Below are 22,776 nucleotides of genomic sequence, written 5' to 3'. Positions count from 1 at the left end.
GTGACTACGCCAGCAGGAGCCCCCCGTGACAGAGCCGAACACCGCGCCCTCCCAGTCCGCCACCACCCTCGGGGCCGGGCTGAACACCCAGCCCCTGTCCGAGGTCGATCCCGAGATCGCCGCCGTCTTGGGTCAGGAGCTCGGCCGCCAGCGGGACACCTTGGAGATGATCGCCTCCGAGAACTTCGTCCCGCGGGCGATCCTCGAGACCCAGGGGTCGGTCCTGACCAACAAGTACGCCGAGGGCTACCCCGGCCGCCGCTACTACGGCGGTTGCGAGTATGTGGACGTGGCGGAGAACCTCGCGATCGAGCGGGCCAAGTCCCTATTCGGCGCGGAGCACGTCAACGTGCAGCCGCACGCCGGCGCGCAGGCCAATGTGGCCCTGATGACCGCCCTGATGCAGCCCGGTGACACGCTCATGGGCCTGTCCCTGGCGCACGGCGGCCACCTGACCCACGGCATGAAGCTCAACTTCTCCGGCAAGACCTATGACATCGCCGCCTACGAGGTGGACCCGGACACCTACCGGATCGACATGGACAAGGTGCGCGAGAAGGCGCTGGAGGCCCGGCCCACCATGATCGTGGCCGGCTGGTCCGCGTACCCCCGCCAGCTCGACTTCGCGGCCTTCCGCTCCATCGCCGATGAGGTCGGGGCCAAGCTCTGGGTGGACATGGCCCACTTTGCCGGCCTGGTGGCCGCGGGGCTGCACCCGAACCCGGTGCCGCACGCCGACGTCGTGACGTCCACCGCGCACAAGACGCTGGCCGGTCCGCGCTCGGGATTCATCCTCTCCAAGGAGGAGTACAAGAAGAAGATCGATTCCGCCGTTTTCCCGGGCCAGCAGGGCGGACCGCTGATGCACGCGATCGCCGGCAAGGCCGTGGCCTTCAAGATCGCGGCTTCCGAGGAGTTCGCCGAGCGCCAGCGCCGCACCATCGAGGGCGCCCAGATCCTCGCCGAGCGCCTGACCGCCGGTGACGTCACCCAGCACGGGATTTCCATCCTGACGGGGGGCACCGATGTGCACCTGATCCTGGTGGACCTGCGCCACGCCGAACTGGACGGCCGCCAGGCCGAGGACCTGCTGCACGAGGTCGGCATCACCGTAAACCGCAACTCGGTCCCGTTCGATCCGCGTCCGCCGATGACCACCTCCGGGCTGCGCATCGGCACGCCGGCACTGGCCACCCGCGGCTTCGGCGCCACGGAGTTCACCGAGGTCGCGGACATCATCGCCCAGACCCTCACGCCGTCCCCGGATGTGCCGGCCCTGCGCGCCCGCGTGCAGAAGCTGGCCGAGGACTTCCCGCTGTACGACGGCCTCGAGGGCTGGTGATCGCCGCGGCTCCCCAGCGGGAGCCGTAGCCAACCGCAGTGTGTGGAGTGGCGCCGTCCTGGTGACAAGCCTGGTGACAGGCGCCACTCCAATCACTATGGTGATAGGTATTCATTCTGGTCGACCCCCGCAAGGAAGCGTGAACCGCCGTGACCGCACAGAAGCTCGATGGCCGTGCCACTGCCGCCGCCATCAAGAAGAACCTCACCGAACGCGTCAAGGTCCTCCGTGACCAGGGTGTGGTGCCCGGGCTGGGGACCGTCCTGGTGGGGGAGGATCCCGGTTCGCAGTCCTATGTGGCCGGCAAGCACCGTGACTGCGCCGAGGTGGGGATCACCTCCATCCGGCGTGACCTGCCCGACTCCACCACGGAGGAGGAGCTCCTCGCGGTGGTCCAGGAGCTGAACGCCAATGACGAGTGCACCGGGTACATCGTGCAGTTGCCGCTGCCGAAGCACATCGACACGGACCGGATCCTGGAGGCCATCGACCCGGACAAGGACGCCGACGGCCTGCATCCGATGAACCTGGGCCGGCTGGTCGCCTCCGTGGGCGGCGAGCTGACCTCCCCGCTGCCGTGCACGCCGAAGGGCTGCGTGGAGTTGTTGAAGCACTACGGGATCGAGCTGGCCGGCAAGCTGGTGCTGGTCATCGGCCGCGGTGTGACCATCGGCCGCCCGGCCGGTCTGGTGCTGACCCGCCGGGACGTCAACGCCACCGTGGTCCTGGCCCACACCGGGACGAAGGACCTGAAGGCGGAGCTGGCCCGGGCAGACGTCATCATCGCCGCCGCGGGCGTGGCCCACATGGTCAAGCCCGAGGACGTCAAGGAGGGTGTGGTCGTGCTGGACGTCGGCGTCTCCCGCGTCACAGGCGAGGACGGCAAGGCCCGGATCACCGGTGACGTGGATCCGGCCGTGGCCGAGAAGGCGTCCTGGATGGCCCCCAACCCCGGCGGCGTCGGGCCGATGACCCGGGTGGAGCTCCTGGCCAACGTGGTGGAGGCGGCCGAGCGCGCCGTCGCCGCCCGGGGCTGAGGGCCGACGGCCCTGTTGTCCGGTGTCCTGCTTCAGCCAGGATTCCCGCGGAGGACGTCGACGTGCACATGGTCGAGATGGCGCAGGATCTCGTTGCCGGGGGCCGGCGCGTCGTAGTCCCACCACAGCCCTCGTGAACTGCGCGCACTCCAGACCCGGTCGTCGAAGATGACGTACTGGACGTCCAGGTCTTCGGCATGGGCGACGAGCCAATGCGCCAGGAGCCACCCCTGGCGTCGGTTCTCCTCGGTCACGGGACGGAAGAAGACATCGATGGCGCGGCCGTCGTTGTGGGTCGACTCCCCAGCCCTGTTCACTCCGCCCGGGGCGAACCCTCCGAGGTCTTGGTCACCGAACACGTCGGCCATCGCCTCGCGGAGCCGCTCCGCCCGGGGCGTCAGGCCGGTGGGCGTCACCTGCTGCTCCAGCAGGTCGCCGGCAGCGGAGCCACGGCAGCTCAGGCTCGGGCCGGCATCCCCGGGCGGCCCCTCGGCCAGCCGCTGCAGTACCGCCTCATCTATACCGGAGGTGTCCGCCTCCTGCCCGCGGTCCCGGATCGCGACCGCCGTCGTGGCCCGCTGCGCTTCGCCACGATCGAGCCCGACCTCACCGCCGGCCGTCTGCACCACACACTCCGGCCCCAGCGCGGGAATTCCCTCCAGGGTGAGGCGACTGGACCAGCTGGGCCCCCAGACCACCAGCACCGCTGCCAGGGCCCCCAGCAGAACCAGGACCAGGAGCAGCCGGACGGGGCGGTGCGAGCCATGGCGCGTCATGGGATGAGTGTCACCCACCTCGTCACCGAATGCACCTAGTCCTCCAGGATCAGGGTGCCGCCGCGGTACCGGCGGATGTAGTCGAGCACGCCGGCGACCAGGGTCACGGTCAGGAGCCCCATGACCACCAGCAGGGCCGTGTCCGCGGCCTCTCCATAGGAGATGGCCACGGCGGCCGCCCCCGCGGCCGAGGCATCCGCACCGCCTGCGGCGGCGCCGGTGCCGGACGCGGCCAATGAGGCATAGAACGCACCAGTGACGGCGGCCAGCCCGGTGGCGGTCAGCACGCGCTGGGCCGTCTGGGAGACGCCGCCGGCGGCCCCGGCGGCGTGGGGCGGCACCTCGTGCATGGTCAGGACCTGGGAGCTGGTCATCAGCAGCGCCTGAGCCGGCCCGAAGGGGAACAGGCAGAGCGCCAGCGTCCAGAAGGGCCAGGCCCCGAGGGCGATCTGGTGGAAGGCGACCATGCCCAGCGCCACCGCCCCCAGGGCCAGCACGGCGCCGGCCACCACGAACAGGGGCCCGCGGCGGTGGACGTGGCTGCCGATCCACGGTGAGAGGACCATGACCGCCAGCGCCGTGGGCAGCGAGGTCATCCCGGCGGCCAGGGCGGAGTACCCGAGCCCCTGCTGTGTCACGATCGCCTGGACGGCCCACAACCCGGGCATCGCCCCCAGCAGGAAGGCCGTGGCCACCGTGCTGTAACTGAACGAGGGGATGCGGAACAGGGCCGGGTCCACCATGGGCGCGCGTCCGGTGTCCGGGAACCGTGCCTTCATCCGCTGCTCCCACAGCCACCAGGCCGCGAGCAGCACCGCCGCCGCGGTCAGCAAGAGCCACGTGCCGGGCAGGATGAAAGGGACCATCAGGCAGACGACGGCGGCAGCCAGGAGCACGGCGCCGACCGGGTCCAGGGCTCCCAGGCTGCGCCGGGCCTCCTCGGCGCGGTTCCGTGGCGGTGGGCGGAGCCAGGCGGCGGCCAGGACGGCGGAGAGCACGCCGAAGGGGACGTTGATCAGGAAGGTGGTGCGCCACCCCCACTCGGGGCCGAGGGCGCCGAGGATCACCCCACCCAGGGTCGGCCCGATGGCCACGCCCAGTCCCACCACGGTGCCGAACAGTCCGTAGGCACGCCCGCGGGCCCGGCCGTGGAAGACGTTCTGGATGATGCCGATGATCTGGGGATTGAGCAGTCCGGACCCCAGGCCCGTCAGCACGCGGGACAGGTTCAGCATGAGGGGGTCCACGGCCAGGCCGGAGGCCAACGATCCCAGGGTGAACAGCAGGATGCCGGCAATGAAGATCGGCTTGCGCCCCCAGAGGTCGCCGGCGCGGCCCGCCGCCACGAGGACCACGCCGAAGGACAGAGCGTAGCCGGCCAGCACCCACTGGAGGTCGGCGGAGCTGGCGTTCAGGCCGCCCTCGATCGCCGGCAGGGCCACGTTGACCACGCTGACGCTCATGAGGGACATGAACAGCGGCACCAGGAGTACCACGAGGATCTTGTTCCCGCCGGCGGGCCGGGCCGGCCGCGGCGCGGGGCCATGTGCCGTCATGACCGCCCCCGTTGAAGGTGACGCCCCTGGACCAGCCAGTAGACCGGGACCAGCACCACCAGGAATCCGGCCAAGACCCAGTACAGGCCGGTGGTGCCCCACCACTGGACCAACGCCCCGGCGAGCAGCGGGCCCAGGCCCATGCCGGCGTCGATCCCGAGGAAGTAGGTGGAGGCGCCCATGCCGGCCCGCTCGCGGGGCACCTGGGTCACGCAGATGACCTGACCGGCGGACTGCAGCTGACCGTAGCCGAGACCCACCAGGACCGCCGCGGCCATGAGCCCCGCCACGGTGCCGGCCACGGCGATGGTTGCCAAGCCGGCCGCGAAGAGCAGGAACGCGGGGATCATCACGACGTTGGCGCCCCGGCGGTCCATCAGCCGCCCCGTGACGAGCCGGGAGGCCAGGACGGTGATGGCGTAGACGGCGAAGAACAGGCTGGCCACGGTGCCGAAGTCACGTTCGGCGACCAGGGTGGCCAGGAAGGTCACGATGCCCGCGTAACCCAGCGAGTACAGGGCCCCGATGGCGGCGGTGGGGGCAGCGCCGGGTTCCACGTAGCGGGCCCACCACGGGCGGGCGGCCTCGGGCGGTGGGGACGTTGACTCGGCTGCCTCCTCGGCCACCACCGCGGCGGCACCGTCGGTCTCCACCACGGACGGGACCTCGGGAGCCTCGGGAACCTCCGAAACGTCAGGGGCCGGCTCGGCCTGCCGGGGACGGACATCCATAAACAGGGCGATGACGAGGCCGGCCAGGGAGACGGCCGAGGCGATGACCGCCACGGTGCCGAAGCCCGTCCCGGCCAGGGCCAGGCCCACCATCGGTCCGGCGGCCACCCCGATCAGCGTGGAGGACGAGTAGTGGCTGGTGCCCTCGGACATCCGCGTTCCGGGAACCCGGTTCACGGCGGCCGCGGCGATGACGGAGGAGGAGACGCCGAAGGCCAGCCCGTGCACGGCGCGCACGAGCAACAGCGCCCAGACCGCACCGGAGGCCCAGTAGAGCAGGGGAGCGACGATGAAGGCGATGAATCCCACCAGCAGCAGGGGGCGGGACCCGAAGCGTTCGATCAGGGGGCCTGCCAGCAGCCGGGAGATGAGGGTGCCCACGATGAAGACGGAGGCCACGGCGCCGCCCACGGAGTCGCCCACCGCGAACCGGGCCACCGTGTAGGCCGCCACGGTGGACAGCAGGAAATGCACGTTGAAGAACATCATGATGTTCGCCAGGCAGGCCAAGACGAAGCCCCGATTCCAGAGTCCGCCGGAGACGGCGTGCCGGCCCGGAATCGAGACAGGACCCCCGTGGGTCATGCGGCGCGGCGACTGGGACATGTGATCCAGAGTAAGCCGGTGGCGATCAGAACCCCGCCGGGACACCACGCGCCGTCACATGCGGGATAATCGATCCCATGGATGCAGTGGAGAGTGGAACCGACCGTCCGTCCGGCCGTCCCGGTGCCGCCAAGGGCAGGAGCTGGGGAGCGAAGGGCAGTGGCATCACGTTCGCCGTCATGGTGGTCGTGCTGCTCGTGGCGCTGCTCTTCGCCGCCAATCAGAATGACGTGATCGGATGGCTGCTGGTGGTCATCTCCGCCGGCTGGCTCGCGCTGGCCGCCCTGGTGGTCTTCGGCGTGCGGCGTGGTGCGCGCTCGGTGGACCGCCGGATGAAGGACCTCTCCGCCTCCCTCGCCCCGCGCGTCGGCGAGAAGGACATCCCACCCGCACCCGCCTCCGCGTCCTCCCGCACCTCGGGCCGGGCGGGAGTTGCCGAGGGCGCGTCATCCGACCCGATGCGGGACACCAAGCTGGACCACTCCTTCAAGATCGTCCAGGTCCAGACCCGTGTGGTCACCGAGGAGCTGTCCAAGGGTGCCGACTCGGACACGGACATGATCGCGCGCGCCCTCGAGACGATCCACATCACCTCCGCCAACGCCCGGGAGATGATCAAGGATTCCGCTCCGGCCTCGGACCGCGCAGGCGAGCCCGGGAGGGCCACGGCCGGGGGGCCCGAGGGGCCGATCACCGGGGAAGTCATCAACTGATCTCCTCCTGACCCGTCCACCTCGTCCTGCCTGCCGCAGAATCCACTGCGGGACGGATCGGCGATAGGCTGGAACGCGTGACTTCTGCCGATACCGCACCCCAGCCCGACAGCCAGGCCGAGAGCCAGCCCGCACCCGTGGTCCACGCGAACGCGAACGCCCCCAAGGCGGACGGCGCCCTTCGCCTGGCCACCGTGAACGTCAACGGCATCCGCGCCGCCCACCGCAAGGGCATGGGCGCCTGGTTCGCCGGCCGCGGCATCGACATCCTGACCCTGCAGGAGGTCCGCGCGCCGAAGGAGATCGTGGAGAACCTCCTCGAGGAGATCACCGGTCAGGACTGGCACGTGGTGGAGACCGAGGCCGCCGCCAAGGGCCGGGCCGGCGTGGCCATCGCCACGACCCTTCAGCCGCTTCAGACGAGGGTGGGCATCGGCGACTCGTACTTCGACGACTCCGGCCGGTGGATCGAGACGGACCTAACCGCACCGGACGGCAAGACCCTCACCGTGGTCTCCGCCTACGTCCACTCCGGGGTCGTTGACACCCCCAAACAGGTGGACAAGTACCGATTCCTCGACGAGATGATCCGGCACCTTCCCGAGCTGAGGGCCACCAAGGACTATGCCGTGGTCACCGGCGATCTCAACGTGGGTCACACCACGCGGGACATCAAGAACTGGAAGGGCAACACCAAGAAGGCCGGCTTCCTGCCGGAGGAGCGCGCCTACTTCGACCGGTTCTTCGGTGAGGAGATCGGTTACGTGGACGTGCACCGTGTGCTGGCGGGAGACGTGGACGGACCGTACACGTGGTGGTCCCAGCGCGGCCAGGCCTTCGACAACGACACGGGATGGCGGATCGACTACCAGGCCGCCACCCCGGAACTGGCCGCCAAGGCCACGGCCGCCGTGGTGGACCGTGCCCCGAGCTACGACACCCGCTTCTCCGACCACGCGCCCCTCGTGGTCGACTACCAGTTCTGAGGATCACGCGATGACCACCATTCCCACCCCGGCGGATGTCCTCGCCCAGGACACCGCGAAGACGGCCCACCTGGCTGGCGCCGGCACCCGTCACCGCGTGCTGTCCGGCATGCAGCCCTCCGCGGACTCGCTGCACCTGGGCAACTACCTCGGGGCGCTGGTCAACTGGGTGGCAGTCCAGGACGACTTCGACGCCTACTTCTTCATCCCGGACCTGCACGCCATCACGGTGCCCCAGGACCCGGAGGCCATGGTGAAGCGCACCCGCGTGGCGGCCGCCCAGTTCATCGCCGGGGGCATCGACCCGGAGCGCTCCACCCTGTTCGTACAGTCCCAGGTGCCCGAGCACGCCCAGCTCGCGTGGGTCCTGATGTGCATGACCGGGATGGGCGAGGCCCAGCGGATGACGCAATTCAAGGACAAGGCGGCGCGGCAGGGCACGGAGGCGGCCGGCGTCGGGCTCCTGGCCTATCCCATGCTGATGGCCGCGGACATCCTGCTGTACCAGCCGCACGGCGTCCCCGTGGGTGATGACCAGCGTCAGCACGTGGAGCTGACCCGGGACCTCGCCCAGCGGTTCAACACCCGTTTCGGCGAGACCTTCGTGGTGCCCACCGGCTTCTACCCGGAGAACGGGGCCCGCATCTACGATCTGCAGAACCCGACGTCCAAGATGTCCAAGTCGGCCGAGTCCCCGAACGGGCTGATCAACCTCCTCGACGATCCCAAGGTCATCGCCAAGCGGATCAAGTCCGCTGTGACCGACGACGGCACCGAGGTCCGCTTCGACCGTGCGGCCAAGCCCGGGGTCTCCAACCTGCTCTCGATCTTCGCCGCGTTCAGCGAGCGGACGATCCCGGAGCTGGAGGAGGCGTATGTCGGCAAGATGTACGGGCACCTCAAGGTGGACCTGGCCGAGGTCGTCGTCGAGCGGCTGGCCCCGATCCGGACCCGCGCCCTGGAGCTGCTGGACGATCCGGCCGAGCTGGATCGACTGCTGTCCCAGGGAGCCCTCAAGGCCCGCGAGGTGGCGGGGCCGGTGTTGGCCGACGTGTACGCGAGGGTGGGCTTCCAGCCGCCCAGCCGCTGAGACGTGTGCCGGTCGAGCGCTGAGACGTGTCATGGGCACCCGTGACACGTGTCATCAGTTCGGTCGATCGCCCGTTGCGGCACCGCCCGGGCGGGAAGGACCTGACATACTGGCGTGGAAACCCACCCCGACGGCAGTCATCACGAAAGGTCCCCCATGTCAGCACCCGTTCTCGAGACAGAGAACCTGGTCAAGGTCTATGGGCGAGGAGAATCCCGCTTCGACGCCCTCAAAGGCCTGACCTTCGAAATCCACGAAGGCGAATCGGTGGCGATCGTCGGCAAATCGGGCTCCGGCAAGTCCACCCTGATGCACCTGCTGGCGCTGCTCGATGAGCCGACCTCCGGCGTGGTGGCCATGGGCGGCCGCCCCGTCAGCCAGCTGAAGCCCGCCCAGGTCTCCGCCCTGCGCAATGACACCTTCGGCTTCGTGTTCCAGCAGTTCTTCCTCAATGCCAACCAGACGGTGCTGGAGAACGTCATCCTGCCGTTGAAGATCGCCGGCGTCTCCGCCTCCGAGCGCAAGCGCCGCGGCATGGAGGTCCTGGAACAGCTGGAGATGGCGGACAAGGCCAAGAACAAGGCCAACGACCTCTCGGGCGGACAGAAGCAGCGCGTCTGCATCGCCCGCGCCCTCATCAACCAGCCGACCGTGCTGTTCGCCGATGAGCCGACCGGCAACCTGGACACCGCCACCGGCGAGGTCGTGGAGGACATCCTCTTCGGACTGCACCGCGACCAGGGCATCACCCTGGTCGTCGTCACGCACGACGACGACCTGGCCTCGCGCTGTGATCGCCGCCTGCTGATGCAGGACGGCCTCATCGTCGCCGACGACCGGGGCGAGGCGGCCAAGGCCGCCGGGGCCGGCGTCGGGCAGGCCTCCCGTGAGGGCTCCCGCCAGGTGGGCGGACATGGCAAGCACGCCGCGCCCGCGACGGTGGACGGGCAGCTGGCCTCCGGTCAGGACGCTGAGACCGGCACCGGGAACGGGGAGGGACAGGCATGAGGAACGTAGACGTCGTCCGGACCGCGCTGGGCAACACCATGCGGTCCAAGACCAGAACCTTCCTGACGGTCATCGCGATCGTCATCGGTGCCTTCACCCTGACCCTCACCTCGGGCCTGGGCGCCGGCATCAACAAGTACGTCGACTCCATGGTCGCCGGATTCGGCCAGACCAACCAGATCTACGTCATGCCGGGGATGGACGCGTCCCAGCAGATGCCGACCAACGGCGAACCCCAGGAGTACGATCCCGAGGAGGCCGGGGCCACCGGTGAGTTCGGCATGCAGATGCTGACCGAGGACGACATCGCCACGATCGAGGGCATCGACGGTGTCACCGACGTGGAGCCCATCGTCTTCGTCACCGCCGACTACCTGGAGACCGCGGACGGGGACCAGTTCGTGCTGCAGTCCCTGGGCTTCCCCTCGGACGCCGCCGGCATGGAGATGGAGGCCGGGACCACGCCGGACCCGCAGGCCATGGAGCTGACGGTTCCGGAGACCTGGCTCTCGGCCTTCGGTACCGAGGACCCGAACGAGGTCCTCGGCGAGACCGTCACGATCGGGCTCAAGGACCTGGCCCAGCAGGAGCAGACGGTCGAGGCGGAGATCGTCGGCGTCTCCCAACAGGCCATCTCCGGAGTCGGCGGCAGCCCCATGCCCTCCAGCGCCCTGAACCAGGAGCTGAACGACGTGCAGACCTCCGGGCTGGACGTGGAGCAGCCGAAGAACTACGTGCAGGCCGTGGCCACCGTGGAGAACCTCGAGGCCAACGAGACGGCCATCAAGCAGTCCCTGAGCGACGAGGGCCTGATGGGGCTGACCCTGGAAGACCAACTGGGCGTCCTGACCGGGATCATCGACACGGTGACCTGGGTCCTCAACGGCTTCGCGCTGATCGCCCTGCTGGCCGCCAGCTTCGGCATCGTCAACACACTCCTGATGTCCGTCCAGGAGCGGACGCGGGAGATCGGCCTGATGAAGGCCCTGGGCATGGGCCGCGGGAAGGTCTTCGGGCTCTTCTCCACCGAGGCCGTCATGCTCGGCGTGATGGGCTCCGTGATCGGCGTGGGGCTCGGCGTGCTCGTCGGTGTGATCGGGAATGCCGCGCTGGTCAACGGCCCGCTGAGCGGCGTGGCCGGACTGAGCCTGTTCGCCGTGGACCCGCTGTCCATCTTCCTGATCGTCGCGTTGATCCTGGTGATCGCCTTCCTGGCCGGCACCATGCCGGCCGCCCGTGCCGCGAAGAAGGACCCGATCGAGGCCCTGCGGTACGAGTAATCGACTGATCCCAGCACAGACCACCACAAGGAGAGGGAATCACATGACCGACAACCCGCAACAGCCTCAGGGCAGCCCAGCCTCCCAGCAGCCTGGCCAGCAACCCGGCCAGCAGCCGCCGGCCGCACCGGGCCCGCTGCCCTATGGGACCCCGGCCCAGCAGCCCTACGCTGCTCCCGACCAGCAGGGTTCCAAGTACGGCACCGGCACCTACAATCCCGGCGAGGTCGGCCAGCCCGTGGCCGAACCCAAGAGCTGGGGCCGGTTGAAGATGCTGACGCTGGCCTCCCTGGCGATCTACGTGATCTCCTCCATCGTCAGTTTCCTCACCTTCGGGAATGAGGCCATTCTCGAGGAGCAGCTGGACGCCCAGGTGGAGACCATGGGCATGTCACGGGAACAGCTCGAGCAGGGTATGGAGATGGGGATGGTCATCGCCATGGTCATGGCCGTGGCTGCCCTGGTCATCGCCGTCGTCGTCTACCTACTCGTGTACTTCGGCCTGCGCAAGGGCAAGAACTGGGCCCGTATCCTTGGCACCGTCTTCGCCGCCCTGGGCACCCTGTTCACGCTCTACGGCCTGACCAGCATCGGGACCATGATGTCGGCAGCCCCGGGCCTGGGCATCGTCACCCTGGTGATCACCGTGGTGTTCTTGCTCGTGAACATCTGGTGGCTCGTCACCGCGTTCTCCAAGGACAGCAACGCGTACCTCCGCGCCCGCGCGGGTCGCTGAGCACCGCGCCCCGGGGCGGGCGCGGCGCACACGGACACACCGTCCAGTACGACGGCGGCCCGGTCACCTTCCAGCGGAAGGTGACCGGGCCGCCGTCGTGGTCTGGGGCTTCGGCACACAGCGAACCCATCCTCGAACGTGGCTGCTCCATCGCGGTAGCAACGAGGAACCGCCCATGTCAACCGACACTTGGGTGACAATCAGAGTTTGCCGAAAATTCAATATCAGACTCCTCCATGCGGCTCGACGGGTCCTGTTCAGGATCCCTAGCGTTATGACACGAGGCTTTGGGGGAAGCCGCGTACGTCGGGACGGCAGTCGATGTTCAACGGCAGTCGATGACCATTCCTGGCTGCATGGTCGGTCCTCTGGACCTCGGACCAAGAAGAACTCCAATAACGGGAAAAGAGAATCATCATGGCCCTGAATGCCGTCGAGTCCCTGGTTTCGGGATACTCGACCTACGTCAATTCTGCTGACCTCATGTCCTTGGAGGTTCAGACCGCTGCGCCGGCAGTGACCCCCGGAGTCAGCGTGGCTGTCCTGAGCTTCATCGGGCAGTCGTCGATTGCCTGTGGCACCGCCACCTCCATCGTGACGGGCAGCGCAGTCAGCACCATCGCCAATGGCTGCTGACGCACTCCAGGAGAAGTACCGGACGTACCCAACTCGTTGAGCACGTTGAGCCGGTTGCTGAGTACAACCGGTCAAGCACGTTAACTGAAAGGGAAAGATCATGCAGCAGAACACTCTGAACCTCGTCGAGGGCTACCGAAACTACAGCAACGCCGCGGAGCTGAATGCCTTCGAGAACACGGATGCGGCCGCAGTGTCACCGACTCCGGGCCTCGTCGCCTTCGCGACAGCGTCCTCCGCCTACTGCGCCATGTACAGCCTGGGCGCTGGCGCCGGTGGTGTCACCACCACTCTGGCCGCCGGCTGCTGATGCAGCCGCTGGCCCACTGAATGACAGTAGACAGAGGAGGAAATCGTGACCCCACTATTCGGCCCGACGAAGAGCCCGATCGATGAGCTCGGCAGCTATTTCAGGGACAGTGACGACCCCGTTGCCAGGGGGAAGGAGTGGGCTCTTGTTGTTGCCCGAGACGCTTCTCTTGATCCGGCGCGGCAGGGTACTCAACTGGTTCGAGCGATGCAGAAGCGTGAGCCTGCGTTCGATCTCGTAACGCTGGCCTACCTGGCGAAGGCTGTCGCCGGTAACTGACAAGTCGCGGATCAGAGGGCATCAGGCTTGAGGATCGATTGCCTCCCCGGTCTGATGCCCTCTGATTGATCGAAGGAAAACTTGATAAATCAGTACGAACAGATTATTCATAAGATTTATGATTATCTATATCCAATAACAAATCATGCTGTCGATGAGCTGTCCGCCGCGTTGGAAATCCACAACGTCCAGAGCGTTTATGAGTTGGCCGTCGGCAGTGGCAGGCTGTCCATCCCCCTGTCTGAGCGTGGGTACGAGGTCAGCGGTGTGGACTCCTCTGAGAAGATGCTCTCGCTCCTGGCCTCTCGAGATGTGGGGGGGTAGGGTGCGCGCCAGCCTGGGGGACATGTACTCCCCGGCCACAGGTGAATCCGTCGGGGCATTCGATGCGGTGCTTCTCATGTGCAACGGACTGGGCATAGCCAGAGGGGCAAAGGATCAGGTCAGGCTGATGAGTGCCGCACGGACTCTGGTCAAGGAAGACGGGGTCCTGTTCATCGAGATGCTGAATCCCCTGCGCTACCGGCACGGAGCTGAGCAATTCTCCACGGCCCGGCGGCTGACGCCGAGCATCGTCCTGCATTCCGTCATCGACGTCGACTGGGTCCACCAGAGTCTCAACACAATCAATACAATCGTTGACTCGAGTGACATCATCGGCGTCTATGACGAGAAGCTGCGGTTCGTCTACCCGAGTGAATTGGAGCTCATGGCGGCAGCGAGTGGCTTCACCGTCGAGATCCTGCGCTCAGACTGGCGTGGTAGCCCCCTCGAGTCCTGGTCACCCGGGCTCGCCGCGGTCCTGAGGGCAGAGTGATGACGACATCAGAGGAAGTCTTCACCGCGAACCTCCAGTCGCTCACGGAGGAGGCGCGCGAGGCCTCGGGGCTGTTCGACGGCGTGAGAACCACGGTCATCACCCCGAAGATGGGCAGAAATGTCAGCGGGATCTTTGAGACTCCCACTGCCAGATGCTTTGTCAAGAGATTCACGGGACTGGCTGCAGGGGAACGGTGGCGCAACAGCCGCGCCTTCAACAAGGCGGGCATCGTCACCTCCGGCGCCATGCGGACACCGAGCCTGATGTTCTCCCATGAGCCGTCAGCCACCCTCATCTATGAGGCAATGCCCCGGGACGCCACACACATTGTCGAACTCCTCCGGGCCGATGAACTGAGTGCGACGTACTGCCAGGCCCTGGGAGCAGGTCTCGGAGACCTCCATTCCGCTCAGGTGGACCATCCGGAGGAACTCACCGACGCGATCCCGGGACTGCCTCCCGGGGCGAACTCGGCGGTTCCGTTGGACGTCGTCGAGCAATCCACGATCGGCGTACTGCAGTTGTGGGGGATTCTGCAGCAGGACGAGACGCTCGCCGAAGCACTCGCCGACCTTGTGGGTGCCGTCTACGTGCCCAGGCCGATCCACGGCGATTTGCGGACCGACCAGATCTTCCATGATGGTGAGTCCGTTCAGATCATCGACTGGGAGGACCTACGCATGGGAGACCCCGCACGGGATGTCGGCTCACTGCTGGGTGAAGTGCTCTTCAACAGGCTGCGGAAGCTGACCCAGAGGGCCTCGGACGAGGAGGGAAACCTCACGGATGAGAACCTCATGCGGTCGGGAGCAGAACTTGTCACCGAGGCTAGCGAGTCGATGCGGGTCATCTGGAGCTCGTACAGCACCGCGTCAGGGTGCGACGACCTCGATGAGGGCATGCGCGTACGTACGGCACAGTACGTCGGCTGGGCCATGTACGAGCGATCCATGGCAGTGGCCACGTACTTCGGGCGACTCGGTGCCTTCGAACGGGCCATCATGGGGATCGGCAGGAACCTCCTCCTGAATCCGGATGACTTCTCGTCCAGCATTGGCCTTGAATGAAAGGAAGATCAGCAGTGGGTCGTGAGGTACTGGACATTGCGGAGAGGATGGCCTGGGAGGCTCGAGACCAGCCCCCTGAATTCGACGGTCGTGCGCTGGACGGGACCACGCTCAGGTCGTGGATGGGAAGTCTGGCCATCCGCCTCTACACCACGCTTCACTCCGGACAGGACGGGATGATCGAAGGGTCCGACTTCGACTACTCGTTCGACACGGAGTCCGAGATGCTCATCAGTGCGGCCACTCCCATGAAGTGGCGTTTCGTGGACTGCCCCGTCGTGATGCGTCCGGAGAACCTGTCTGGACTCGTCGTACATTCGCAGGGGCTGCGGGTCTTCGTTCCCGATGATCGCGTCGAGGCGGACAACGGCCACGTCGCCACGATTCGCATGACGGCCATTGAGACGCGGCTCTCAGCGGGATTCGTCTTCTTCAACTCGACGAGTTCGGTGGCCGGTGGGGCAGTCCGTGTTCTCCGTCTCTACCTGAGCGAACGGTCGGTGGAGAGCGCGGTGGAGACGTGGAAGACCATGATGGCGTGGCAGCAGGAGACGGGCGCCTGCTTTCGAACCAAGATCCTGTCCCGGAGGAACCAGTACCCCCGGCGGGACGCCATCGTCGTCTACTTCCATGAAGAGTCACTGGGGCATCTTCCCGATCTCGTGCGGGTTCTGGCCACTGGCCGGTCGGAGGAACTGGAGACGTCGGTGCTCTGCCGGCGCGTCGGCCCTGGCATGGCGATCGCGTGGGAGCCGTATGACCCTGAGGGGGTGGGGCGGCGGTCCATCAGTTTCGGCGAGCATCGCACGGAGAACATCGCCAAGTCGATGTTGACGAACTGGTGGGATGGGGAGGATTTCGAGCAGAAGGTCTCTGCGCACCTGGAGACCGCGAACATCGACCCGGGAAACGTCTGGCGCAACGGCGATTCCCTCGACCTGTCGGAACTGGTGCGCGGATGACCGCCCCGACGGCGGGCGACCGGGAGTCCGGAGCCGAAGAGTACATCACCACCGGAGTGGCGATCGGTCTGGGATCAATCCACGAGAGCAGGGGACAGGAGGGCCTCGCCCATCTCTTCGAGCATCTGGTGGTAGCCCGCCTGAAGCGTGCCATCGAGGAGTGTAGGCAGGACAGGCGCCTCGCGGAGCTGGACGTGACCGTGTCTGCGCGAACCTATACATTCCACACGGAGATCAGCATCGATCTGCTGGACACGGGGGATTCACGGTCCGAGGACCTCGTGGGACATCTGTACTCCCTCCTCCGGGACGATGCGTCCATGGTGTCGGTGGGAGAGATCGCCCGGGAGGCGCGATCCATTGACCACGAGGTGAGCACGCGAGGTGGTGTCCGCAGGATCCAGAGGACGCCGGCGTACGTTCCGCACGCGGTGTACACCGATCGGCCCGGGGCGCCCAACTCGTATGCCCTCTCCTGGGTGCTGACCGGACCCGAGGGGCCCTCTCACTGCGCACACTGGCAGCGGGCCTTCCGGGAGGCTCCGGTGGGTATCGCGGTGCGCAGGACGGGAGACATCGATCGGATCAGTGCGATCATGCGCAACTCCGTCGGCGGTCGAGAGGAGCCGGACCCAGCCGATCCGGACACCATCGGCCTCAGGCCGTGGACTGACTGGCCAGATCTGGAGAACAGGCCGCACACGCGCCGACACCTCGACGATGCCGGCACCGCGGCGGACGGATGGGTCTCCGCGGCGTGGCCGTGGGCAGACATGTCCAGTGATGACCTGCGGGCCGCGTACCTGGTGATGTCAGCAGACGATGGGGTCATGTCCGGTCGGAGGTTCGGCCTCTATGGGCCGCTTCGGGGGCCCGACGGATGGGTACTTCTGTCGAATCACTCTTCCGGCCGTTCCGCGGCCGACCACTGGTTCGGACCGGACGGGGAGGAGAATCTCGCAGCGATGCGAACGAGGGCGATCGACACCATCGACGAGATGATCTCGTCGAATGAGGGAATCTCCTTCTCAGCCCGGGAGAACCTCTTCGGCACGGGCCACGGTGCCCTCCGAGACGCGGTGTCACGTGTGCGCCTTCCCGACATGCAGGACCTGATAGAGGGCAGCGCCGGCTGGAGGCCTGCCCCCTTCGTCATGGAGAAACGAGCCTATGAATCTTGAGCAGATCAACACGAGCGGGACCGGAACGCACCTCGGGGTCTTCCTCGAGACTCCACTTGTCAACTACATCAACCGTCGGCGCATCAGTGAGTGGGCCGCCCAACGGGTCCGCACCGCTGACGGCTCGACGGTGGTGAACCCGACACCACGGGGAATCCAGATTGAGTGGAGGCTTGACCAGCCCGAACGGGTGGAGCAGGCCCGAGCCGACCTTGATGGCGTACTTCATGGTGGTGTGCTGGAGGTGGCCTCCCTGCCGGAGGTCGGCGTGGACCTCGAGAGCCTGCTGACGACTCTTGCACTGGAATCCAGAGCCGCCGATGCGCAGTCCGTGGACTTCGCCTCGGCGTACGGACATGCAGTTATCGGTACGGGAGGTGACTCAGACGAGGACCTGCTCCGGAGCGTAACGGAGCTGTTCAGTCCCACGGGGATAACGGCAGTCCATGGCAGCGACGGTGCAGCGGATGGACGGGGCAGTGACACCGTCCATCCCCCTGAGGCGGCGGCTGCAGTGCGGAAGTGGGTGAACGTACCCGGTCACTCCGGTACCATACTCCGGGTGGCATCACCGTTGGATCCTCCCCGGGATCGCCACCATGCGCTGGCTCGGTCGATGTCGAACGCCCTGCTCGGTGGTACGCCCGACTCCGTCATCGTGAAGCACTTCGCCGAGGACCTTCGGGTGAGCTATTCGCCGTTCTCCAGGTTGGCGGAGTCCGAGGGCGTCCAGTGGTGGCTCATGGACCTGGACACAGGCCCTGGGTTCGAACAGGAGCTGCTCTCTGCGGCGCACGACTTCCTGGTCCGTGACGCCGGGCAGCATCAGCTGGCGGGACGCATGCGCTCAGTTGCCAGGATCATGCTGCGGGGGACCGACTCCGTCTTGAGCGATCCGGCCGCGGCGGTCCAGTCCACCTTGGCCCGTGTGAACGGGTTCGATCCCTGGGGTATCGGCGACGCCACGAGAGAGGAACTGGGTCGCGTGGACGGCGAGGACATCGGCCGAGAGATCGAGTGTCTTCTGGACAGCCGGCGGCAACGCACGATCGTCGTCTCCCAGTTCGGCGAGCCCAAGTGGTTCAGTGGGTAGGTCGCGGGACCGGAACGACGCGTCAGGAACAGGGACGAACGACTGGTCGGGCCACGGGAGGCTGGCGACCAGCGAACAGGGAGGGCTGAGCCGTAGCTGACATCAACGGGGAAGAACCCCGCGGAAGAATCTCCGTGACGTGGCTCGTCACCGGCGCACTGGCCGCGATGTACACCCCCGCATGGGCGTCCTGGATCAGGACGGCCTTTCCGGGAGTCTCCCTCCAGGTCGTGGTGACCAGGACGGCCATGCAATTCTTCGGGATGAAGGCGCTGGAGGTGTTCTGTGACGAGCCAGTCCTCATCGACGCGTGGGACGCGGATCCCCCTCACCAGGTTGACCATGTGAATCTGGGTGAGGGAACCGACGCCTTCGTTGTCCATCCCGCGACGGCGGACTTCCTCGGGCGCTTCGCGGGATTCGAGTGCAACAGTCCGACGCTGCTGGCACTTCAGGGCACCCGTGCCCCCGTTGTCCTCGGCGCGGCCCTCCCCCCGCGACTCCTCGATTCCACTGTCTGGCAGCACTACACGTCTGTGCTCTCTGAAAGGAGCAATGTGATTCTCGTACCGCCCCTCCGTGGTGGACGCTCAGTACTGGCCCCCACGGTCGAAGGACACCCTCCCACGCCCTTCGACCAGATCTTCGTCGGCCTAATGAAGGACCTGGGCGTGGACCATGTCTGACCGTCACGCGCCGAAGGTCCTGTGGCGTCATGAGACTGCGGTGTGGTGCCAGGAGATGTCCGAGCAGGACGGTGAGCATCGGCTGACGAGGGAGTACAGGCAGCAACCGTCCTCCTGGTCGTCCTGGTCGTCCGGGCCGTCCGGGCACAGGGCGGAGTCGGGGGGAGCGGGGGATCTGGGCCGGTTGGTCCTGGTGCCCGTGGAGACGGGCTACCCCCGTACCCTCGCGTTCGTGGACACTGGGCCGCAGACGCTCATCCAGCTGATCCAAGCGTTACCCCGGACCCGGGAGACGCAACGGGATCCACTGAGGTGGTTCCTGGGCCAGGTGATGACAGAGCTCGGCCAGACTGTGGCCGAGCTCCACGACTCGCCGGTGAGCACCGCATCCGAGCTCCCGGACGAGCCGACCATGGGCATGGCCAGACTGCGCGGATATCTCTTCGACGAGACCACTGATGTGGTGCGGCGGCTCTTCACGGCGCTGGGGTCCGCCCGGATGGACGTGGCGCGATCCTGCTACTCGGATGCGACGTGGGACACCGATCCTCGACCGATCCACGGCGGGTTGGCGCTGGGATCCGTCGTTCCGCTCGCCCCTTCCGGCAAGACCCTGCTCGCGGGTCCTGAGGTGGGCCGTGGAATCCCGGAGCTGGATCTGGGGTGGCTCGCCGGTGAACTGACGGAACTCGAGATCGAGTTTCAGGGCACCGGCCAGAACGCGGAGGTGGTCGGGAGCCTCTGGCCCAGCTTCTATGCCGCCTACACCGACGCCTTCTCAGGCACCACGGATGCGCGGCGGGTCACTGCGGCTCGGCTCTTGCGCGTCCTTCTGCACTACTGCGACTTCGTGTCCACCTACCCGAACCTCCCCATCGGGGAAGCACAGGTGGGTGTGCTGTTGTGGCTTATCGACGACTACGTTTCTACCTGATGCCGGAGTTGAGTATGTTATCTATTGATGTGAGGAATGTCTCCCTTCAGTTCGGCACTCGTCGGGTCCTGGACGACTGCAGCTTCTCTGCAGAACTGGGTGAGAGTATTGCCTTCCTGGGCCCGAACGGAGCTGGCAAGAGTTCACTTCTCGAGGTTGTCCAGGGACTCAGGCGGCCCAGCTCTGGGAATGTGCAGGTTCTGGGCGAGGACCCGTTCAATGCCTCATTCGACTTCCCCTCACGTATGGGGGTCGTCCTGCAGAACTGGAGAGACCACCAGTCGTGGAAGCCTCGGGAGCTGATCGCCCTCGTCGAGTCCGCGCACAGGAATTTGAAGGACCTGGAGCCTGATCGGGTCGAGCGGCTGATCGCCGACTTGGGCCTGGAGCACCTTCTCGATCGGAAGATCTCGTTCCTCTCGGGTGGCGAGCGACGTCGGCTGGATGTATGCCTTGCCCTGTTGCCCAATCCGGAGGTGTTGATCCTTGATGAGCCCACCACTGGCTTCGACCCCGAGGTCAGAAGAGACTTCCATGACCTGATGCATTCCGTGCGCGGCGAGTCCACCCTGCTCTGGGCCACCCATGATCTGGCGGAGGCACAGCGGAACTGTGACCGGGTGATCGTCTTGCGACAGGGAACCATTGCGGCGGATGCTTCGACGGATGAACTCCGCAATGCTGTGGGAAGCAGGCCCGTGGTCAAGTGGACCGACGGAGACGGAGCCCATGAGCAGGAGTTCGACGACCGAGGCAATTCGCTGCTCGTCGAACTGGCACAGAAGCCGGGAGTCAAGAATATTCGCGTGGAGGAGCCGTCCTTGGAGGATGTCTACCTGGCGATACTGGACAGGCCACGAGCGGAGGACCACAAGTGACAACGCTGTCGTCGAACATCACTTCCATCATCAAACTCACCAGGACACAGTGCCGGATCGAGTTCGCCCGGGAGATCCGTCCAATGGGACTCGTCGGGTTGCTCCTGCCGGTCGTGCTGGTGTCAGTCCTGCTGTGGCTGGGCCTGGAGGACTGGCTGGGCGGTCCTGAGCTCTTCGGGTGGATCATCGCCTCCTATCTGGCGGTTGCGGTGGCGATCACCGGGATCCTCACCTTGTCGTCCACGATCATCGCCGAGCAGGAGGATGGGACCCTGCTGCGAGCGAAGACGCTTCCCGGGGGATTCGCGGCCCACATCCTGGCGCGGTTGACCGTCCTGACCACGAAGAGCCTGGTCAGTGCCCTGATCGTCATCGCGACCGTGTTCATAGGGACGAGCGGCCGGGTCTTCGAGCTCCATGCGGGCCTCCTGCTCCTCATTCCCTTCTCGGTGCTCGCCGTGGCCGTCACATCGCCACTGGGCATCGTGGCCGGGGGATTCTCGAAGAAGCTGACCGGCGTCCTGTACATCTCCGCCGCGACGTATGCCCTGGTGGCGATATCGCACATCTTCTTCCCGGCCTCGTTTATGCCCAGCTGGCTGACGGTCGTCGCGGCGGTCTTCCCCCTTCTCTGGCTCGGCTACATCGCCCGCGGCATCATGGTGACCGACGACGCTGTCCTGCAGATGTTCGGGACGCCGTCACCCGAGCAGTGGATGATCGGTATCGCGGTTCTCGTCATCTGGTTCTTGGTCGGGGTCTTCTTCTCGCCCCGAGCGCTCCGTGCCCTGTCGCGGCGCCAGTCCGGACGACGGCTGGAGCCTTGGGGGGATCGCAAAGTCAGGCAGCAGGTGAACGAGCCTGTCAGCGGATGACGTGCGACCAGCGGTGGCAGTGAGGAACGGATGTACGCATGACACATGAGATATTCGTGGGAACGGGACCGGAGGCACCTTTGACCATGCGGATCGGGCTCCAGGACATCAGTCTCGGAATCCGGGCCGTGCAACCTCCGGAGTTCGACCCGGTGTCCTTCAGGCACCGCAACCATGTCCTACTCCGAGTGCGGGCCATCTCGGCGAACTTCAGGGACAAGGCACTGATCGTGGATGCGGCGTACCGGGCTACACAGAGCAGCGGGCCACCTTGGGCACATTTCGGGTCCGAGTTCGCCGCTGAGGTGATGGCTGTCGGACGAGACGTGGACTCCCTGGCCGTGGGGGTTCTGGTCATGCCGGATGCAGCGTTTCCCTCCGCATCGGAGGAGTGGCTGTCTCCGGGCATCGTCACCAATGGTGCGTCCGCGGGATGGCTGGTCCTGCCGGCCGGAAAGCTGATGCCGGTGCCCACCTGGATGTCGGACGTGGACGCAGCCGGCTACTCCCTCTCGGCTCAGACGGCGACGGCCATGGTCCGCCAGGGTCGGGTGACGGCCGATTCGCGGGTTCTCGTGCTCAGCGGTCGATCGAGCACCAGCCTAGGAATCCTCTGTGCTCTGCAGGACAGCGGGGCTGAGGTGTACGTGGCCTCCTCTCGACCATGGACGGCGGAGGAGATCCACAGCCTGGGCCCTTCGGGGAGGGAGTCGGTCTACCTCGATGTGGACGAGCTGCCGACCTTCACGAGGCATTTCGATGTGGTCTTCGATCCCTTCATCGACATGCACGTCACTCGGGCCATCGCCACCATTCGACCGTGGGGACGCTATGTCACCTGTGGATTCATCGAGCAGCATCCGCTGTTCCAGGAGGGCACGGTCCATGCGCCCAACTTCCATGAGGTGATCAGCCAAGTCATCACCGGGAACGTGTCAATAGTCGGAAACTGCATCGGGACCACCGAGGACCTGAGGGAGGCTATCGCGGTTGGGCCGGGAAGCCTTGTCCCTGTCGACTCGGTCTTCACACCCGATCGTGTGGTGGACTTCCTGGAGCGGACGTTCAACGAACGTTCCAAACTTGGCAAGGTCATCCTCCGATTTTCCTCTTAACCTCTTGACGACGTGCGGCGGCCCGGAGCATTCCGGACCGCCGCACGGCGGGGGAGGGGCTCTCACCCCTCAGCCGGCT

The 22,776-nt window shown here is 66.4% G+C and carries 24 protein-coding genes; 21 read left to right on the top strand and 3 right to left on the bottom strand.

The window, feature by feature from the left end; all coding sequences use genetic code 11:
• Positions 1-79 precede the first annotated feature (79 nt).
• Positions 80-1,342, top strand: a complete 1,263-nt coding sequence (glyA, locus tag AB0333_RS08575; RefSeq protein WP_366218352.1) for a serine hydroxymethyltransferase — start codon at positions 80-82, stop codon at positions 1,340-1,342.
• 149 nt (positions 1,343-1,491) lie between these two features.
• Complete coding sequence (locus AB0333_RS08570) at positions 1,492-2,379, top strand: bifunctional methylenetetrahydrofolate dehydrogenase/methenyltetrahydrofolate cyclohydrolase (RefSeq protein WP_366218263.1); 888 nt, start codon at positions 1,492-1,494, stop codon at positions 2,377-2,379.
• A gap of 32 nt (positions 2,380-2,411) precedes the next feature.
• Here the strand turns inward: AB0333_RS08570 and AB0333_RS08565 are convergent, their stop codons facing one another.
• Genes AB0333_RS08565 through AB0333_RS08555 form a run of 3 tightly spaced genes read right to left on the bottom strand, consistent with a single transcriptional unit; the run spans position 2,412 to position 6,048 of the window.
• The gene (locus AB0333_RS08565; protein WP_366218262.1) at positions 2,412-3,155 is read right to left on the bottom strand and encodes a hypothetical protein; all 744 of its coding nucleotides are present in this window, start codon (positions 3,153-3,155) and stop codon (positions 2,412-2,414) included.
• A gap of 35 nt (positions 3,156-3,190) precedes the next feature.
• Complete coding sequence (locus AB0333_RS08560; RefSeq protein WP_366218261.1) at positions 3,191-4,711, bottom strand: MFS transporter; 1,521 nt, start codon at positions 4,709-4,711, stop codon at positions 3,191-3,193.
• On the bottom strand, positions 4,708-6,048 hold the full coding sequence (locus AB0333_RS08555; protein WP_366218260.1) for an MFS transporter: 1,341 nt from the start codon (positions 6,046-6,048) through the stop codon (positions 4,708-4,710). The genes AB0333_RS08560 and AB0333_RS08555 overlap by 4 nt, the downstream gene beginning before the upstream one ends.
• A 77-nt stretch (positions 6,049-6,125) precedes the next feature.
• Here AB0333_RS08555 and AB0333_RS08550 point away from each other — a divergent pair, with 77 nt between their 5' ends.
• The 19 genes from AB0333_RS08550 to AB0333_RS08460 all read left to right on the top strand — a co-directional run bounded on the left by AB0333_RS08550 (position 6,126) and on the right by AB0333_RS08460 (position 22,697).
• Complete coding sequence (locus AB0333_RS08550) at positions 6,126-6,761, top strand: hypothetical protein (RefSeq protein ID WP_366218259.1); 636 nt, start codon at positions 6,126-6,128, stop codon at positions 6,759-6,761.
• A gap of 137 nt (positions 6,762-6,898) precedes the next feature.
• Positions 6,899-7,747, top strand: a complete 849-nt coding sequence (locus AB0333_RS08545; protein ID WP_366218351.1) for an exodeoxyribonuclease III — start codon at positions 6,899-6,901, stop codon at positions 7,745-7,747.
• 10 nt (positions 7,748-7,757) lie between these two features.
• Complete coding sequence (gene trpS, locus AB0333_RS08540) at positions 7,758-8,837, top strand: tryptophan--tRNA ligase (RefSeq protein ID WP_366218258.1); 1,080 nt, start codon at positions 7,758-7,760, stop codon at positions 8,835-8,837.
• Between the two features lie 156 nt (positions 8,838-8,993).
• Entirely contained in the window at positions 8,994-9,845 is an 852-nt protein-coding gene (locus tag AB0333_RS08535) for an ABC transporter ATP-binding protein (protein WP_366218257.1), read from the top strand.
• The gene (locus AB0333_RS08530; protein ID WP_366218256.1) at positions 9,842-11,125 is read left to right on the top strand and encodes an ABC transporter permease; all 1,284 of its coding nucleotides are present in this window, start codon (positions 9,842-9,844) and stop codon (positions 11,123-11,125) included. The genes AB0333_RS08535 and AB0333_RS08530 overlap by 4 nt, the downstream gene beginning before the upstream one ends.
• A 43-nt stretch (positions 11,126-11,168) precedes the next feature.
• Complete coding sequence (locus AB0333_RS08525) at positions 11,169-11,861, top strand: hypothetical protein (RefSeq protein ID WP_366218255.1); 693 nt, start codon at positions 11,169-11,171, stop codon at positions 11,859-11,861.
• A 417-nt stretch (positions 11,862-12,278) separates the two neighbouring features.
• The gene (locus AB0333_RS08520) at positions 12,279-12,497 is read left to right on the top strand and encodes a hypothetical protein (RefSeq protein WP_366218254.1); all 219 of its coding nucleotides are present in this window, start codon (positions 12,279-12,281) and stop codon (positions 12,495-12,497) included.
• 100 nt (positions 12,498-12,597) lie between these two features.
• The gene (locus tag AB0333_RS08515; protein WP_366218253.1) at positions 12,598-12,807 is read left to right on the top strand and encodes an LxmA leader domain family RiPP; all 210 of its coding nucleotides are present in this window, start codon (positions 12,598-12,600) and stop codon (positions 12,805-12,807) included.
• A gap of 45 nt (positions 12,808-12,852) precedes the next feature.
• Positions 12,853-13,086, top strand: coding sequence for a hypothetical protein (locus AB0333_RS08510; protein ID WP_366218252.1), 234 nt, complete (start codon positions 12,853-12,855; stop codon positions 13,084-13,086).
• Positions 13,087-13,537: 451 nt separating this feature from the next.
• The gene (locus AB0333_RS08505; protein ID WP_366218251.1) at positions 13,538-13,903 is read left to right on the top strand and encodes a hypothetical protein; all 366 of its coding nucleotides are present in this window, start codon (positions 13,538-13,540) and stop codon (positions 13,901-13,903) included.
• Positions 13,903-14,973, top strand: a complete 1,071-nt coding sequence (locus AB0333_RS08500; RefSeq protein WP_366218250.1) for a phosphotransferase — start codon at positions 13,903-13,905, stop codon at positions 14,971-14,973. Before AB0333_RS08505 ends, AB0333_RS08500 begins: the two co-directional genes overlap by 1 nt.
• Positions 14,974-15,095: 122 nt before the next feature.
• Positions 15,096-15,935 (top strand): T3SS effector HopA1 family protein, encoded by an 840-nt coding sequence (locus tag AB0333_RS08495; RefSeq protein WP_366218249.1) that lies wholly within the window; start codon positions 15,096-15,098, stop codon positions 15,933-15,935.
• A complete protein-coding gene (locus tag AB0333_RS08490) occupies positions 15,932-17,116 on the top strand; it encodes a hypothetical protein (protein ID WP_366218248.1) in 1,185 nt (394 codons plus the stop codon). The genes AB0333_RS08495 and AB0333_RS08490 overlap by 4 nt, the downstream gene beginning before the upstream one ends.
• A complete protein-coding gene (locus AB0333_RS08485; RefSeq protein WP_366218247.1) occupies positions 17,106-18,209 on the top strand; it encodes a hypothetical protein in 1,104 nt (367 codons plus the stop codon). Before AB0333_RS08490 ends, AB0333_RS08485 begins: the two co-directional genes overlap by 11 nt.
• Positions 18,210-18,343: 134 nt before the next feature.
• The gene (locus tag AB0333_RS08480; protein WP_366218246.1) at positions 18,344-18,895 is read left to right on the top strand and encodes a flavoprotein; all 552 of its coding nucleotides are present in this window, start codon (positions 18,344-18,346) and stop codon (positions 18,893-18,895) included.
• A complete protein-coding gene (locus AB0333_RS08475; RefSeq protein ID WP_366218245.1) occupies positions 18,888-19,829 on the top strand; it encodes a hypothetical protein in 942 nt (313 codons plus the stop codon). Before AB0333_RS08480 ends, AB0333_RS08475 begins: the two co-directional genes overlap by 8 nt.
• Positions 19,830-19,843: 14 nt before the next feature.
• Complete coding sequence (locus AB0333_RS08470) at positions 19,844-20,707, top strand: ABC transporter ATP-binding protein (RefSeq protein ID WP_366218244.1); 864 nt, start codon at positions 19,844-19,846, stop codon at positions 20,705-20,707.
• On the top strand, positions 20,704-21,582 hold the full coding sequence (locus tag AB0333_RS08465; protein ID WP_366218243.1) for an ABC transporter permease: 879 nt from the start codon (positions 20,704-20,706) through the stop codon (positions 21,580-21,582). The genes AB0333_RS08470 and AB0333_RS08465 overlap by 4 nt, the downstream gene beginning before the upstream one ends.
• Before the next feature lie 38 nt (positions 21,583-21,620).
• On the top strand, positions 21,621-22,697 hold the full coding sequence (locus AB0333_RS08460) for a medium chain dehydrogenase/reductase family protein (RefSeq protein ID WP_366218242.1): 1,077 nt from the start codon (positions 21,621-21,623) through the stop codon (positions 22,695-22,697).
• Positions 22,698-22,776 lie beyond the last annotated feature (79 nt).

The sequence above is a fragment of the Citricoccus sp. NPDC079358 genome, assembly GCF_040702545.1.
Taxonomy (GTDB): domain Bacteria; phylum Actinomycetota; class Actinomycetes; order Actinomycetales; family Micrococcaceae; genus Citricoccus.
Note: the sequence above shows the minus strand (reverse complement) of the source record. Positions and strands in the feature narration are given on the sequence as shown.

Coding starts and splice junctions, on each gene's coding strand:
- AB0333_RS08565 (WP_366218262.1), bottom strand. CDS start 3,155: ATGACGCGCCATGGCTCGCACCGCCCCGTCCGGCTGCTCCTGGTCCTG.
- AB0333_RS08560 (WP_366218261.1), bottom strand. CDS start 4,711: ATGACGGCACATGGCCCCGCGCCGCGGCCGGCCCGGCCCGCCGGCGGG.
- AB0333_RS08555 (WP_366218260.1), bottom strand. CDS start 6,048: ATGTCCCAGTCGCCGCGCCGCATGACCCACGGGGGTCCTGTCTCGATT.
- AB0333_RS08550 (WP_366218259.1), top strand. CDS start 6,126: ATGGATGCAGTGGAGAGTGGAACCGACCGTCCGTCCGGCCGTCCCGGT.
- trpS (WP_366218258.1), top strand. CDS start 7,758: ATGACCACCATTCCCACCCCGGCGGATGTCCTCGCCCAGGACACCGCG.
- AB0333_RS08535 (WP_366218257.1), top strand. CDS start 8,994: ATGTCAGCACCCGTTCTCGAGACAGAGAACCTGGTCAAGGTCTATGGG.
- AB0333_RS08530 (WP_366218256.1), top strand. CDS start 9,842: ATGAGGAACGTAGACGTCGTCCGGACCGCGCTGGGCAACACCATGCGG.
- AB0333_RS08525 (WP_366218255.1), top strand. CDS start 11,169: ATGACCGACAACCCGCAACAGCCTCAGGGCAGCCCAGCCTCCCAGCAG.
- AB0333_RS08520 (WP_366218254.1), top strand. CDS start 12,279: ATGGCCCTGAATGCCGTCGAGTCCCTGGTTTCGGGATACTCGACCTAC.
- AB0333_RS08515 (WP_366218253.1), top strand. CDS start 12,598: ATGCAGCAGAACACTCTGAACCTCGTCGAGGGCTACCGAAACTACAGC.
- AB0333_RS08505 (WP_366218251.1), top strand. CDS start 13,538: ATGAGTGCCGCACGGACTCTGGTCAAGGAAGACGGGGTCCTGTTCATC.
- AB0333_RS08500 (WP_366218250.1), top strand. CDS start 13,903: ATGACGACATCAGAGGAAGTCTTCACCGCGAACCTCCAGTCGCTCACG.
- AB0333_RS08495 (WP_366218249.1), top strand. CDS start 15,096: ATGGGAAGTCTGGCCATCCGCCTCTACACCACGCTTCACTCCGGACAG.
- AB0333_RS08490 (WP_366218248.1), top strand. CDS start 15,932: ATGACCGCCCCGACGGCGGGCGACCGGGAGTCCGGAGCCGAAGAGTAC.
- AB0333_RS08485 (WP_366218247.1), top strand. CDS start 17,106: ATGAATCTTGAGCAGATCAACACGAGCGGGACCGGAACGCACCTCGGG.
- AB0333_RS08475 (WP_366218245.1), top strand. CDS start 18,888: ATGTCTGACCGTCACGCGCCGAAGGTCCTGTGGCGTCATGAGACTGCG.
- AB0333_RS08470 (WP_366218244.1), top strand. CDS start 19,844: ATGTTATCTATTGATGTGAGGAATGTCTCCCTTCAGTTCGGCACTCGT.
- AB0333_RS08460 (WP_366218242.1), top strand. CDS start 21,621: ATGACACATGAGATATTCGTGGGAACGGGACCGGAGGCACCTTTGACC.